14 protein-coding genes are annotated in these 14,131 nt (G+C 72.9%); 7 read left to right on the top strand and 7 right to left on the bottom strand.

Annotated elements, in window-relative coordinates; genetic code table 11:
- Positions 1-230 precede the first annotated feature (230 nt).
- A complete protein-coding gene (locus KPF47_RS26030; RefSeq protein ID WP_224391936.1) occupies positions 231-890 on the bottom strand; it encodes an ATP-binding protein in 660 nt (219 codons plus the stop codon).
- A gap of 123 nt (positions 891-1,013) precedes the next feature.
- Here KPF47_RS26030 and KPF47_RS26025 point away from each other — a divergent pair, with 123 nt between their 5' ends.
- From KPF47_RS26025 to KPF47_RS26010, 4 genes are all read left to right on the top strand, one after another.
- The gene (locus KPF47_RS26025; protein ID WP_224391440.1) at positions 1,014-1,613 is read left to right on the top strand and encodes a sigma-70 family RNA polymerase sigma factor; all 600 of its coding nucleotides are present in this window, start codon (positions 1,014-1,016) and stop codon (positions 1,611-1,613) included.
- Between the two features lie 303 nt (positions 1,614-1,916).
- The gene (locus tag KPF47_RS26020) at positions 1,917-2,732 is read left to right on the top strand and encodes a DUF5134 domain-containing protein (RefSeq protein ID WP_224391439.1); all 816 of its coding nucleotides are present in this window, start codon (positions 1,917-1,919) and stop codon (positions 2,730-2,732) included.
- The gene (locus KPF47_RS26015; RefSeq protein WP_224391438.1) at positions 2,729-4,135 is read left to right on the top strand and encodes a PepSY domain-containing protein; all 1,407 of its coding nucleotides are present in this window, start codon (positions 2,729-2,731) and stop codon (positions 4,133-4,135) included. Before KPF47_RS26020 ends, KPF47_RS26015 begins: the two co-directional genes overlap by 4 nt.
- Positions 4,136-4,222: 87 nt before the next feature.
- On the top strand, positions 4,223-5,116 hold the full coding sequence (locus KPF47_RS26010; protein WP_224391437.1) for an oxidoreductase: 894 nt from the start codon (positions 4,223-4,225) through the stop codon (positions 5,114-5,116).
- A gap of 54 nt (positions 5,117-5,170) precedes the next feature.
- Here KPF47_RS26010 and mftD read toward each other — a convergent pair whose 3' ends face one another.
- Positions 5,171-6,388 (bottom strand): pre-mycofactocin synthase MftD, encoded by a 1,218-nt coding sequence (gene mftD / locus KPF47_RS26005; protein WP_224391435.1) that lies wholly within the window; start codon positions 6,386-6,388, stop codon positions 5,171-5,173.
- A 603-nt stretch (positions 6,389-6,991) separates the two neighbouring features.
- Here mftD and KPF47_RS26000 point away from each other — a divergent pair.
- Together KPF47_RS26000 and KPF47_RS25995 are read left to right on the top strand one after the other, a co-directional pair.
- Entirely contained in the window at positions 6,992-7,873 is an 882-nt protein-coding gene (locus tag KPF47_RS26000) for a LytTR family DNA-binding domain-containing protein (RefSeq protein WP_224391432.1), read from the top strand.
- A 103-nt stretch (positions 7,874-7,976) separates the two neighbouring features.
- Entirely contained in the window at positions 7,977-8,429 is a 453-nt protein-coding gene (locus KPF47_RS25995; RefSeq protein WP_224391430.1) for an IS5 family transposase, read from the top strand.
- A gap of 187 nt (positions 8,430-8,616) precedes the next feature.
- On the opposite strand, the gene istB is transcribed toward KPF47_RS25995, so the two are convergent.
- Positions 8,617-9,420, bottom strand: coding sequence for an IS21-like element helper ATPase IstB (gene istB, locus KPF47_RS25990; RefSeq protein WP_224388405.1), 804 nt, complete (start codon positions 9,418-9,420; stop codon positions 8,617-8,619).
- Complete coding sequence (gene istA / locus KPF47_RS25985) at positions 9,417-10,718, bottom strand: IS21 family transposase (protein ID WP_224391363.1); 1,302 nt, start codon at positions 10,716-10,718, stop codon at positions 9,417-9,419. Before istA ends, istB begins: the two co-directional genes overlap by 4 nt.
- A 165-nt stretch (positions 10,719-10,883) precedes the next feature.
- Between istA and KPF47_RS25980 the strand changes: the two genes are divergently transcribed.
- Positions 10,884-11,729, top strand: a complete 846-nt coding sequence (locus tag KPF47_RS25980) for an IS5 family transposase (RefSeq protein ID WP_224386179.1) — start codon at positions 10,884-10,886, stop codon at positions 11,727-11,729.
- Positions 11,730-11,760: 31 nt separating this feature from the next.
- On the opposite strand, the gene KPF47_RS25975 is transcribed toward KPF47_RS25980, so the two are convergent.
- From KPF47_RS25975 to KPF47_RS25965, 3 genes are all read right to left on the bottom strand, one after another.
- Positions 11,761-12,354, bottom strand: a complete 594-nt coding sequence (locus KPF47_RS25975) for a plasmid pRiA4b ORF-3 family protein (protein ID WP_224386178.1) — start codon at positions 12,352-12,354, stop codon at positions 11,761-11,763.
- A gap of 91 nt (positions 12,355-12,445) precedes the next feature.
- Complete coding sequence (locus tag KPF47_RS25970; protein ID WP_224386276.1) at positions 12,446-13,288, bottom strand: IS5 family transposase; 843 nt, start codon at positions 13,286-13,288, stop codon at positions 12,446-12,448.
- 140 nt (positions 13,289-13,428) lie between these two features.
- On the bottom strand, positions 13,429-14,131 hold a 703-nt coding region (locus KPF47_RS25965), incomplete at its 5' end, for an IS5 family transposase (protein ID WP_224391433.1).

The following is a 14,131-nucleotide window of genomic DNA, read 5'->3' as shown; positions in this document are numbered from 1 at the left end:
TCCCGCACGGCGGGCTGACCGGCTCCCGCACGGCGGGCTGACCGGCTCCCGCACGGCGGGCTGACCGGCTCCCGCACGGCGGGCCGACCGGCTCCCGCACGGCGGGCCGACCGGCTCCCGCACGGCGGGCCGACCGGCTCCCGCACGGCGGGCCGACCGGCTCCCGCACGGCGGGCCGACCGGCTCCCACACGGCACCGGGCCGGTGGCGGCACCGGCCGGCGCCCGGCCTCAGTCGGCCGGGGCCAGCACCGCCTGCACGTGTCCGTCGCGGCAGACGGTGCCGGTGACCGCGACCGGCACGTCGTGGGCGAACCAGGGCCCGCCGGTGACGAAGGTGTGGAACTCGCCGTTCTCCCCGCACGGGTCGACGCCCGGGGGCAGGGCGGCGAGGAACGCCGCGTCGAACGCGACCCCGGCGAGCCGCGCCGGGACCCGGTCCGGGTCGACGGCGACGACGACCGCGCGCAGCCCGGCGTCGAGCATCCCGGCGGCCAGCACGTCGGTCGCCGCGCCCCAGAGCGGGAACACCCCGCCGACCCCGGTGCCGTCGAGGACCTCCTCACGGAACGCGCGGACGTCGGCCAGCGCCAGGTCGCCGTGCACCAGCCCGCCGACCCCGGCCGCGGCCGCCGGTGCGAGCGCCGCCCGCAGCCGGGCGCGGTACTCCCCGTCCGGGCACGACGGCGGCAGCTCCACCCGGTGCAGCGGGATCCCCAGTGCGTCGGCCTGGGCGGCGACGAGGGCGGCCCCGACCCCGTGCACCGCGATCTCCGCTCCGCCGGGCCCCGGTGTGACGGTGCTGAGCAGCCCGGTGACCCGCATTCCGGACCGCCGCGCGGCGTCCAGCGCCGTCGCGACGTCCTTGCCCCCGGACCAGCTGACCCACATGTCGGACACCCCGCGACGGTAGCGTCCGGACAGCACCGGAGCCGTCACACACCGTGTTCCCATGGAGCGGACGGTGACCGGGCCGGCCTTCTTCCCCGTCGGACCGGCGGCTACCGTGACACCGTGCCCGAACGCCACGACGACGCCACCGTGACGGCGTGGGCGTTGGCCGCGGGAGCCGGTGACACCGCCGCGCTCGCGGAGTTCGTGCGGGCGACCCAGGTCGACGTCCACCGCTTCCTGGTCCACCTCGCCGGTCGCGACGACGCCGAGGACCTCGCGCAGGAGACGTTCCTGCGCGCGCTGCGGTCGCTGCCCTCGTTCGCGGGTCGCTCCACCGCCCGCACCTGGCTGCTGTCGGTCGCCCGCCGGGTCGCCGTCGACGCCGTGCGCACCGCGGTCCGCAGGCCCCGCGTCCGCGACCTCGGCGAGGACACCCAGGAGGTGTTGGAGCGCGCGGCGCCCCGCACCGGCGCGCAGGAGGCGGTCCTGCTCCGCGCGCTGGTCGACGCGCTGCCCGCCGACCGTCGCGAGGCGTTCGTCCTGACCCAGGTGATGGACCTGGGCTACGCCGAGGCCGCCCAGGTCTGCGGCTGCCCGGTCGGCACCATCCGGTCCCGGGTCGCCCGGGCCCGCGAGGACCTGCTGCGCGCGCTCGGTGCGGACGGCACCGGGACCGCGGGCGCCCCCGCGCCCGGTGTCCGGCGCGCCGCGCGTCCCTGACCCCGCTGCACGGCACCGCTGCACGGCACCGCTGCACGGCACCGCTGCACAGCACCGCTGCACGGCACCACGGCGCGGCACCACGCCGCGCGACCGCGACCACGACCGCGCCACCGCGCCACCGCGCCACCGACCGTGCCGCACACCCGCGGTGACGGCGGCGGCCACCGCCCCATCCGGGCGGCGCGGCGGCAGTGACCGGCGTCGCACCACGGAGCCGGGACCGCGGGAACCGGAGCGGGCCCGCCGACGACCACTCCCGGCGTGCGGTCCCCGCACCTCCCCCGCCCCCGAGGAGGATCCGTGATCTCGTCGCTCCCGCTCGCCTGGGCCCTGACGGCGGTCTTCGCCGCCACCGGGTTCTACGCCCTGGCCCGCTGGGCCGCCGCGGTCTCCGAGCGCCGCTCCGCCGCGCACCGCACCGCGGAGCTCGCCCACCTGCTGATGAGCGCGGCGATGGTCGTCATGACCTGGACCTGGTACGGCAGCGCCGGGCTGTGGACCCAGATCGTGCTGTTCGGCGTCCTGGGGGTCTTCTTCGTGCTCACCGCGGCACGCGGGGTGCCGTGCGGGACCTCGGGGCGGGTCGCGGGCGCGGCACACGCGCTGATGGCCGCCGCGATGGTGTGGATGCTGGCCGCGATGCCGCTGATCATGGCCTCGCCGGTGGCGGCGGCCGGTGGCGGCGGCGCGCACGCCCACCACGGCGGCGCGATGACGGACATGTCCGGGGCCGGGCACGCGGCGGCCCCGGTGGGGTGGGCGGTCGCGGTGACCGTCGCCCTCTGCGCGGTGCTGCTGGCCGCGGCCGGGTACTGGGGTGCCCGCGCCCTGAGCCACGACCGCGACGCCGGCGACCCGCTGACCCCGGACGACGTGCTGCCGGCCGGTGGGGGCGCCGCCGATCCGGCGGACTGTGACTGCGCCGACCCGGCCGCGCCGCAGGAGCGCCCGACCGCGACCGCGGCGACGACCGACGGGGCGACCGCGCTCGCCGAGCGGGTCGGAGCCCCGGTACGGCCGGTGAGCCGGCTGGGAGCCCGTTCCGACGCCGCCTGCCACGCCGCGATGAGCGTCGGCATGGTCGTCATGCTCGCGGCGATGGTGGCGGGCTGGTGAGCGCCGGCCTCGACACCCGGCCCGGGGCACCCGTCCCCCCGCCGGAGCGCCCCACGCCGTTCCGTGGCCTGAAGGGCCTCGTCACCCGCATCCACTTCTACGCGGGCCTGTTCGTCGGCCCGTTCCTGCTGGTCGCGGCGCTGACCGGATTGCTCTACACGCTCTCGCCACCGATCGAGCGCTGGCTGTACGCCGAGGCGCTCACCGCCCCGGTCAGCGGTCCGGAGCTCCCGCTGTCCCGGCAGGTCGAGGCGGCCGCGGCGACCCAGCCGGGCCTTCCCGTCACCGAGATCCGGCCGTCGCGCGAGCCCGGCGCGACGACCCGGGTGTCGTTCGACGCCGACCTGCCCGAGAGCTACAGCCGCACCGTGTTCGTCGACCCCTACACCGCGCAGGTGCGGGCCACCCTCGACACCTATGCCGAGTGGCTCCCCGCCCGCGGGGTGATCGACAACCTGCACCGCTCGCTGCTGCTGGGCCCGCCCGGCCAGGTCTACACCGAGCTGGCGGCGTCCTGGCTGGCCGTACTGACCCTGTCCGGCCTCGTGGTCCAGGTGACCCGGCGGGTACGCCGACGCCGCGAGCGGCTGCTGCCGCGGACGGACGGGTCGCCGCGGTCGCGGCTGCGGTCCTGGCACGGCGCGGTGGGCATCTGGGCCTCGGTCGGGTTCCTGTTCCTCGCCGCGACCGGCCTGACCTGGTCCCAGTTCGCGGGGGCCAACGTCGGCGCGCTGCGCACCGCCCTGGACTGGACGACCCCCTCGGTGAGCAGCACGCTGCCCGCGGCGGGGGGCGAGGCGGACGCGCCCGTGACGGGTGCGGCGACGACGCCGGTCCCCCCGCGGGCGGTGCCCGCGGTCGCCCAGCGGGTCCTGGACGCCGCCCGCGCCGACGGCCTCGGCGGGCCCGTGGAGCTCACCCCGGGCGACCCCGGACAGGCCTGGACCGTCCAGCAGACGGTACGCAGCTGGCCGTCGCAGCAGGACTCGGTGGCCGTGGACCCGACCACCGGGACCGTCACCGACCGGCTCGCGTTCGCGGACTGGCCGGTCGCGGCGAAGCTCGCCCGCTGGGGCATCGACGCGCACATGGGCCTGCTGTTCGGCACCGTCAACCTGGTCGCGCTCGCCGCCCTGGCCTCGGCCGTGGTCGTCCTGGTCGTGTGGGGCTACCGGATGTGGTGGCTGCGCAGGCCGACCCTGCCGGACGGCTCCCGCACGCTCGCGGGGCCGCCCGGATCCCGGGAGCGTCCCGCCCCCGCCGCGGTGGCGCTGGTCGGGCTGGCGGCCGTGGCCGCCGGGCTGGTCCTGCCGGTGCTGGGGGTGTCGCTGATCCTGTTCCTGCTGGTCGACGCCCTGGTCTCGGCCCGGCGCGACGAGCGGGCCGCCGAGGTGGCCGGCTGACCCGTCCGGGTCGCGGGCGCGCGGGCGCGCGGGAGAGCGGGCGAGCGGGTAGACCTGGGGGCCCGTTCCCCGCGAAGGAGTACCCCTGTGTTCCGGACCCCACCCGCCCCCTGGACCACGGCGGACATCCCGCCCCAGCAGGGCCGGACCGTGATCGTCACCGGCGCCACCAGCGGCCTCGGGCTGGAGACCACCCGGGCCCTGGTGCACGTCGGCGCACGCGTCGTGCTGGCCGTGCGGGACACCACGCGCGGCGAGCAGATCGCCGCGGAGCTCGGCGGCGCGGCGTCGGTGCGCAGGCTCGACCTGGCGGACCTGACCTCGGTCCGCGAGTTCGCGGCCGGGTTCGAGGGCACCGCGGACGTCCTGGTCAACAACGCGGGGCTGATGGCGGTGCCGTTCTCCCGCACCACGGACGGCTTCGAGACCCAGCTGGGGGTCAACTTCCTCGGCCACTTCGCGCTCACCGGGCTGCTGGCCGACCGGATCACCGACCGGGTCGTCACGCTGTCCAGCGTCATGCACCGGATCGGGCGCATCGACCTGGACGACCTGAACTTCGAGCGCCGCCGCTACGAGCGCTGGACCGCCTACGGCCAGTCCAAGCTGGCCTGCCTGATGTTCGCCTACGAGCTGGAGCACCGGTTCGTCGCGGCCGGGTCGCGGCTGCGGTCGACGGCCGCCCACCCCGGCTACGCCGCGACGAACCTGCAGTCGCGCACCGAGTCCTTCCAGGACGCGTTGATGGGCGTGCTCAACACACTGTTCGCGCAGTCCGGGGCGGCCGGTGCCCTGCCGGCGCTGTTCGCCGCGACCGTGCCGGACCTGCCCGGTGGGGCCTACATCGGGCCGGACGGCATCGGCGAGGCGCGCGGCAACCCGCGACCGGTCGGCTCCACCGCGGCCTCGCACGACCGCCGGGTGCAGCGGGCGCTGTGGGAGCGTGCCGAGGAGCTGACCCGGGTCACGTTCCCGCTCTGAGCCGGGGCCGGTGCGGGGGCCCGGTCGCGCCGGGCCCCCGCACCGCCGGTGGCCTCAGAGCTTCGAGACGCGGGTGAAGTTCTCCGGCACGATCAGGTCGTCCCGGTCCAGCTCGTGGATCGACTTCTTGCCCAGTCCCAGCAGTGCCTCGTCGATGCCCTTGTAGAGGATCGACAGCACGTTGGTGACGCCGCGCTCGCCCTGGGCCGCCATGCCCCACAGGTAGGCCCGGCCGATCATGACGGCCCTGGCGCCGAGCGCGAGCGCCTTGACCACGTCGGCACCGCGACGGATGCCGCCGTCCATCACCACCTCGACCTGGTCCCCCACGGCGTCGACGATCGCGGGCAGGGCCCGGATCGCGGCCGGGGTGCCGTCGAGGTTGTTGCCGCCGTGGTTGGACACCGAGATCGCGGTGGCGCCCGCGTCGACGGCCCGGCGGGCGTCGTCGGGGTGCATGATCCCCTTGACCATGAACGGGCCGCCCCACTGCTCGCGCAGCCAGGCGATGTCGTCCCAGGTGGGCAGCGGGGTGGTCCACCAGACGCCGTAGGCACCGAAGAAGGTGGGGGCCTCGCCGCCGCCGGGGGGCGCCATGTTCGGGGCCTTGAGGTCGGGGATCCGGCCCGACTTCGCCCAGTCCAGCAGGTAGCGCGGCTTGGTGATCATCTCCGGCGCGAACTGCAGCGCGGCCTTGACGTCGACCTTCTCCGGGATCGGCGGGCTGCCCCAGTCGCGGCGGGTGGCGAAGGTCCAGTCCAGAGTCACGATCAGGCCCTTGGCCCCCGCCCGTCGCGCGCGCAGCGCGCGCTCCAGGATGTCCTCCTTCGACCCGGCCCAGTAGACCTGGAAGAAGACCTTGTCGTGGACGGCGCAGACGTCCTCGACCGAGCGGGAGGCGAACGAGGACAGACCCATCGCCGTCGAGACGGTCTGCTCGGGGTTCAGCGGGTTCTGGATGTTGGAGCTGTGCGCGGCCCGCGCGACGGCGACCTCGCCCTCGGGGTCGACGGCCTGCACACCGGTCGGCGAGACGATCACCGGGAAGTCGATCTCCTGGCCCATCACGGTGGTCGTCTGGTCCCGCTGGGGCGGCAGCCCGGCGATGTGCGGGCGGAAGCCGATCTCGTCGAAGGCGGCGACGTTGTCCGCCAGGGTGATCCCCTGCTCCGCGCCGGCGACCAGCGCGTAGTAGACCGACTTCGGCAGCCGCCTGCGCGCCCGCCGCTGTGCCTCCGCGACCGTCTCGAACCAGTCCTTCGTGCTCGCCATGCCTGCCCCTTCGCAGTCGGAGGTTGCGCCCGGCCGTCGTCGGTCGCGGCCGGTCCGACACGCCGACCGGGTACGAGACGGTCCCACGTGGCGGTTCTCACGGCACGGTAGCGTTTCGGCACCGAGTGCCACAATCACGGCTCGCGGAATCCCGCCCGGAGCCCGTCCGATCGGCGGGGGCGTGACCCTCCGCCCGACCAGCCAGGACGCCGGTCGACCGACCGCGACGACGCCGGACCCGGGACCGGTCCACGACCGGCTGCCACGACCCGTCACGCTCCGCTGTCGGACCCACCCCGACGGCCCACCCCGGATCGGGTACGAGGCGGGGCCGGACCGGCCGTCGGTGACGCTCCGCTGTCTCGATACGGTGTGCCCGCAGTCACCGGTCAGCGGGCGGTGTGCCCGCGGCAAGGAGGAGCCGTGTACAGCCACGCGCGGGGCGGGCACGCTTCGGGCGCGTCGCCCGCCGGTCAGGTCGGCCACGTGCTGCAGCCCGGGTACGGCGCCGCGAGCAACCACCGGCCCATCGGGGTCCCGGGTCAGCTCCGCGCCCCCGAGCCGCCACCACCGGCAGCCGCACCGGCGGGGACGCGGCTCACCGTGCTCGCCGTCGACGACGAGGAGCCGGCCCTGCTGGAGCTGGCGCACCTGCTCGGCGAGGACCCACGGGTCACCACCGTGCTGACCGCGCCGGACGCCACGGAGGCGCTGCGCATCCTGCACGGCTCGCAGGCCGACGCGAGCACCCCGACCGTCGACGTCGTGTTCCTCGACATCCGGATGCCCGGTCTCGACGGCCTGGAGCTCGCCCGGGTGCTGAACGCGATGGCCGACCCGCCGCCGGTGGTGTTCGTGACCGCCCACGACGACCGCGCGGTCGACGCCTACGAGGTCGGTGCCGTCGACTACCTGCTCAAGCCGCTGCGCACGGAGCGGCTCTCCGGCTCGCTGGACCGCACCCTGGCGCTGCGCGCGGCCCGCCGGACCGAGAACGGCCCGCCGCCCCCGCCGCCGCGCCCGGGAGCCGACCCGGGCGGCAGGCCCGACCCCGCGGCCGCCCGCCGGGGCGCCCCCGCCGCGACCGTCGACGACGAGGTCGTGCCGGTGGAGCTGGCGGGCACCACCAAGCTGGTACCGCGCTCCTCGATCCGGTTCGTCGAGGCCCAGGGCGACTACGCCCGGCTGCACACCAACGAGGGCAGCCATCTGGTCCGCATCCCGGTCTCCGTCCTGGAGGACCGGTGGGGCGAGGCCGGGTTCGTGCGGATCCACCGGGCGTACCTGGTGTCGCTGCCGCTGATCACCGAGCTGCGCATGTCCGGCTCGGGGTACGTGGTGCGGCTCGGCAACGGGCCCGGCGCGGTGGAGCTGCCCGTCAGCCGGCGGCACACCGCCGGGCTCAAGCGGATCCTGCGCGGCCGGCCGCCGCGTCCGCAGCGCGGGCCCGAGGACGGCCCGGACGGCCCCGTCCTGCCGCGCTGACCCGGGCGACACACCCGGTCACTGTCCGCACTGCCGTGCACGAGCCTGTCGCCTAGGGCGCGTCTCCTAACCCGGCTGGTCGGGCCTGCGCGATGATCAGTAGGTGTCGCGCCGTGCCGTCCTGACCGATGCCCAGTGGGACCGACTCGAGCCGTTACTGCCCTCGTCGGACGGGATGCCAGGGCGCCCGTTCGCCGATCACCGCAGAGTGATCGAGGGGATCATCTACCGGTTCCGCTGCGGGCTGGCCTGGCGTGATGTCCCGGTCGAGTTCGGGCTGTGGCAGACCCTATGGAAACGCCACCGCCGCTACTGCGGTGACGGCACCTGGGACCAGGTTCTCGCAGCTCTGCTCGCCGATGCCGACTCCGCCGGTCTCGTGGACTGGGCCGTGTCGGTCGACTCGACGATCATCCGCGCTCACCAACACGCCGCGACCCTGCAGCGGGACACAGGGGGCCGGATCGAACTACAAGAATCTGCTGATCGAGCCGCCCGATCACGCCTTGGGCCGCTCCCGCGGAGGGCTCGGCACGAAGATCCACCAGCTCGTTGACGGACACGGCCGCCCGCTGGTCGTACTCGTCGGCCCCGGACAGGCCGGCGACGCCCCGATGTTCGCGCACCTGATGTCACATCTGAGCGTCGGACGGGTCGGTCCGGGCCGACCGCGGACCCGTGTCAACGGATCCTGAAGATTGACCCCCCTGGGGATCGGCAAGTTTGACCCCTCGGTTGGTCTGTCAGTCCCGGTCGGCGCGGTTCTGTTTGGCCAGCAGCTCGCGGCGCTGGCGGGTCCGGTAGGAGTCTCCGGTCAAGGTCAGAACCTCGGCGTGGTGAACCAGACGGTCGATCATGGCTGCGGCGACGACATCGTCGGAGAAGGTCTCGCCCCAGCGTCCGAAGGGCAGGTTCGAGGTGACCATCACAGAGCCCTGCTCGTAGCGGGAGGCAATGAGCTGGAAGAACAGGTTCGCCGCGTCCTGGTCGAAGGGGATGTAGCCGACCTCGTCGATGATGATCAGCTTGTAGCGGCGGATCTTCTTCAGCTCGGCCTCCAGCCGTCCGGCCTGGTGGGCGTCGGTGAGGCGGGTGATCCAGTTGTTCGCGGTGTCGAAGAGCACCGAGTAGCCGGCGTGGGCGGCTTTGACCCCGAGCCCGATCGCGAGATGGGTCTTCCCGAGCCCGGGTGGGCCGAGCAGGATCACGTTCTCAGCCTTGGCCACGAACGTCCCGGTCGCCAAGTGCGCCAGCACATCTCGACGCAGCGAGGGCAGGTGGTCGAGGTTGAAATCCTCGAGAGTCTTCACGGCTGGGAAATGCGCGGTCCGGATCCGCATCGTGGTGCCGGCGGACTCGCGTTCGGCGACCTGGCGTTGCAGGACCGCAGCCAGATACTCCTCGTGCGACCAGGTCTCGTCGCGGGCCTGCTCAGCGAGCTCAGCCCAGCAGCGCCCGATCGTCGGGGTCTTCAGCACCCGGGTCAGGTAGGCCAGCATCGAGGGCAACCCCTCGCTCGGCGCAGTCCCGGTCGTGGTGGCGGTCATGGGTTGCTCGCTTCCGCTGCGGGCGCGGCCGTGGGGTCGGCCGGGCTGGTGGGGGTGAAGTCGACGCCGAACAGGGCGTCGTAGTCGGGCAGGGCCCGGATCGCGACGGCGTGGCCATCGTTGTGGCGGCGCGTCCCGGACTGCTGGGACCGCTGCTGGGCGCGGCGTTGTTCAGCCAGTGCGTGGCGCATGTCGGCGGCGGTGGCGACGTGGGCCGGGTCGGTGATCACCAGGTGGCGGCCCCAGCTGCGGTCGTGGCTGGCGACTCGCTCGTTGCCGCAGAACACCTCGACCGCAGTGGGTGATGCGGCGACCTCGACGAAGCGGCCGATCATCCGCGGATCGACGGAGTAGTCGTTGGCGTCGACGCGCACGTAGTAGTCACGGGCCAGCCGGATCCGGTGGGTCAGACCGACCTGTGGAGCCACCGGCGGCAGGACGATCATCGCCTGGCGGTCGACCTCGAGCAGGTCCACCGGCCGGCCATGGATGGCGCGGACGGTGCGCGTGTTCGCCCTGGTCACCAGCCACTCGGCGAGCTGGTCGTTGAAGTCGGCTGGGGAGGCGAACTCGCGTCCGGGCAGGAACGAGGTCTCGAAGAACCCGTTGTTGCGCTCCACCATGCCCTTGAACTCGGGGTCCTTCGGCGGAGCCAACCGGATCCTCGTGGCCAGAGTTCCGGCGAACCCGGCGGCCGGGGCCGAGACCTTCCCGGTGCCGCCGATCGCCGATTCCCGGTCCCAGACCAGCGTCTTCGGGACACGGCCCAGGGCAGCGATCAGCTGCCACATCCCGGACAGGATGTCACCGCCCTGGCGCGACGGGATCATCGTCGCCGACAGAAACCGGGAGAACGCCAAGGTCAGCACCAGCACCGGCAGGATCCGCGCCTGCCTTGCCGCGACCGGGATCAGGGTCTCGGGGAACCACAGGTCGCACTGGGCGATCTCGCCCGGCTCGTAGACGGTCCGGTCCGACGGATCGATCCCGACGTACTCGGGCCGGATCCGGGCCAACAGCTTCTTCAGCGGCCCCTCGGAGTAAGGCCAGCCGATCTTCTGCGCGATCACCGGCCCCGGCATCCTCGGCCACTGCACCAGCAGCGCCCGTACCTGCGGCTCGTAGGCATCAGCGACCGAGCCCCGCGACACGCGCTCGTACTTCGGTGGCCCCTCCGAGCGCAGCGCCGCCCGCACCGTGTTCCGGGCTACCCCGAGCCGGCGGGCGATTTCCTTGATCGGGACACCCTCGGCCCGATGCAGACGACGGATCTCCGCCCAGTCCTCCACGTTCAGCACCTCCCCAGCGTTGGGAGGGGTCACGATTCCCGGAACGCCAGGGGGTCAGATTTCAGGATCCGTCGACAACCCGACCCGAGCGGGTCCGCGCAGATAAGAGGTCGTTTCAGAAGTCGGCGTGTCGGTCCTGTGTGGATCGGCGCTGGTAGCTGATCATGTCCGGTCGTGGCGCGGCGATCTTGTGTCGAGCGATTGGTGAGCGACGAGCTGTGGGCGCTGGTGGAGCCGCTGCTGCCCAAGCCGCGCAAGCACAAGCGGGGACGGACAGGCCGTCCGCGGGTGCCGGATCGGGCCGCTCTGGCCGGGATCGTGTTCGTGCTCAAGACCGGGATCAGCTGGAACGCGCTGCCCGCCGAGCTCGGCTGTGGGTCCGGAGTGACCTGCTGGCGGCGGCTACGGCAGTGGCAGCAGGCCGGGGTCTGGGCCCAGCTGCACCGGGTGATGCTCGACCGCCTCGCCCAGCAGGGCCTGCTGGACTGGTCGCGGGCGGCGGTGGACAGCGTGAGCGTGCGGGCCAAGCGCCGCGGCGAGGCCACCGGGCCCTCGCCGACCGATCGCGGGAAGGCGGGCAGCAAGTACCACGTGCTCTGCGACCGAGGCGGGCTCCCGCTGCATGCGCTGGTCACCGGGGCGAACACCCACGACAGTCGGATGCTCGCCCCGCTGCTGGACACCAACCCCGGCGTCCGCGAACGGGCGGGACAGCCGGGGCGTCCGCGACGTCGGCCGGACAAGGTGCACGCCGACAAGGGCTACGACTATCCCCGCTGCCGCCGCTACCTGAGTGGGCGTGGGATCGGGGTGCGGATCGCCCGGCGCGGGATCGAGGACTCCACCCGGCTCGGGCGGGTCCGCTGGGTCGTCGAGCGCACCATGTCCTGGCTGCTGGACTTCCGCCGCCTCGCGCTGCGCTACGACCGCGCCGAATCCACGATCACCGCGCTGTTATCGCTGGCCTGCGCCCTGATCTGCCACCGCCGCCTCACCAAGCCGAAGCCGAAGCCGAAGTGATGGTCGACCCAGCCCTCGCTGAGGCACTCGCCTACGAGGTCGGGGCCAGCGGCCGCCAGGCCAGCCACTCCAAGGCCCGGTCGGCCTCGTCAGGGTCGAAGCGGTGCGGGTCGAACGGCCCGCCCGCCCACTCCAGGCGCTCGGCGCGGTCGGGATGGTCAGGGTCGGCGAGCACGGCCTGGAAGTCCTCATACCCCCCGATCCCGCCGACGTCCTCGGGCGGGCACGCCCCCTGCCCGGCGACGCATCGCGGATAGCACACTCCCGGCTCGACGGCCGCGACCGCCTCGACGGTGATCTCGTGGGCCCAGTTGTCACCGAAGTCGTAGACGTAACCGAACCGGTCACCAGCCTTGACCAGCCGAAACAGCTTCTCTTTCGTCTCGTCGGCGACATCCTGTCCGGGCCAGTCCGGGTCTGGGATCCCGTAGCGGCGCCCGACGATCTCGAACTCGTGCAAATGAGAGTTCGTCCAGCCCATCACTGACTGCACCACCTCGTGTAACACCGCCAAGTCGACCTCGCCCGGCACCTGCACCCGACGCCGGACCGCCGGCACCACCTCGGTCAGGACGATCTCCAACTCGAAAATCTTCGTCTTCTCAGACACACGAGGCGCGACCATCAGCCGATGCTGCCAGCCCCGCCGTCACCGGCAGAACCGGGCCCACCACTTCTGAAACGACGTCTTAGAGGTCGCGCGGATTGGTTGGTGATCATGGACGTCGTGCAGGTCGGGCGTTCCAGCGGTGTGTGGTCCAGGCCTGCCGAATCAAGCTACGGAGTGTGACGATCGTGTCGGCGAGGTCGAAGAACGCGTCGACGACGATTTCTCGTCGTTCGTAGCAGCGCTGCAGCCGGTTGAAGCTGTTGTGCCAAGCGTTGGTCCGCTCGACGTGCCAGCGGCGGGTGGCCTGGATCGGCGCTTTCTCACCCTTGTGCGCGATCTCGCCGTGCAGGCCTCGTTCGGCCAGCGTGTCGCGGGTCTTGCCGGAGTCATAGCCGGCGTCGAGGTGCACGGTGATGTCGTCGGGCAGCGGGCCGAGAGCATCGAGGCGGTCGAGGGTGGGGCCCAGTAGCGGGGAGTCGTGCCGGTTGGCTCCGGCCAGGACTCGGCCCAGCGGGATGCCGTATCCCTCGACGAGCACCGAACGTTTCATACCCTGTTTGCGCCGGTCCACCGGCGACGGACCGGCGACCTCGCCGCCGCCGGGGGCCTTGGTGATGGCGCCATCGACGGCGATGTCGTGCAGCAGCAGACCGACGATGCGGTCGTAGGCGTCCAGGACGATCCGACGCAGCTGGGCGAAGACCCCGAGCCTGATCCACTCGTCACGACGATCGCGGATGGTGGTCGCCGAGCAGGTGCTGTCAGCGATGCCCTCATACGAGCAGCCGAACCGCAGTACCTGCAGGAGCTTGTCGAACACGATCCGATCCGCGATCCGGCGGCGATGGCAGCCCAGCGGATGGGTGGGATCGAACTCGTCTCGATGAGGCAGCAGCGCGGTGAACTGGTCCCACAACGGCTCGGTCAGCCATGATGGCAGGGTGGGCACGCGGCCTCCAGACGATCACGAAGCGTAGATAACTTCATGATCGGCAGGCCCGTACCCGCCCTCGCCCCCAGACACTCGACCGCGGCCAAGCTGTGACCAATCCGCGCGACCTCTTAGAGGTCGCGCGGATTGGTTGGTGATCATGGACGTCGTGCAGGTCGGGCGTTCCAGCGGTGTGTGGTCCAGGCCTGCCGAATCAAGCTACGGAGTGTGACGATCGTGTCGGCGAGGTCGAAGAACGCGTCGACGACGATTTCTCGTCGTTCGTAGCAGCGCTGCAGCCGGTTGAAGCTGTTGTGCCAAGCGTTGGTCCGCTCGACGTGCCAGCGGCGGGTGGCCTGGATCGGCGCTTTCTCACCCTTGTGCGCGATCTCGCCGTGCAGGCCTCGTTCGGCCAGCGTGTCGCGGGTCTTGCCGGAGTCATAGCCGGCGTCGAGGTGCACGGTGATGTCGTCGGGCAGCGGGCCGAGAGCATCGAGGCGGTCGAGGGTGGGGCCCAGTAGCGGGGAGTCGTGCCGGTTGGCTCCGGCCAGGACTCGGCCCAGCGGGATGCCGTATCCCTCGACGAGCACCGAACGTTTCATACCCTGTTTGCGCCGGTCCACCGGCGACGGACCGGCGACCTCGCCGCCGCCGGGGGCCTTGGTGATGGCGCCATCGACGGCGATGTCGTGCAGCAGCAGACCGACGATGCGGTCGTAGGCGTCCAGGACGATCCGACGCAGCTGGGCGAAGACCCCGAGCCTGATCCACTCGTCACGACGATCGCGGATGGTGGTCGCCGAGCAGGTGCTGTCAGCGATGCCCTCATACGAGCAGCCGAACCGCAGTACCTGCAGGAGC

Origin of the sequence: Pseudonocardia sp. ICBG1293 (assembly GCF_020131355.1) — a bacterium.
In the GTDB taxonomy this organism is placed as follows: domain Bacteria; phylum Actinomycetota; class Actinomycetes; order Mycobacteriales; family Pseudonocardiaceae; genus Pseudonocardia.
This window is presented reverse-complemented; position numbering and strand designations above follow the sequence as displayed.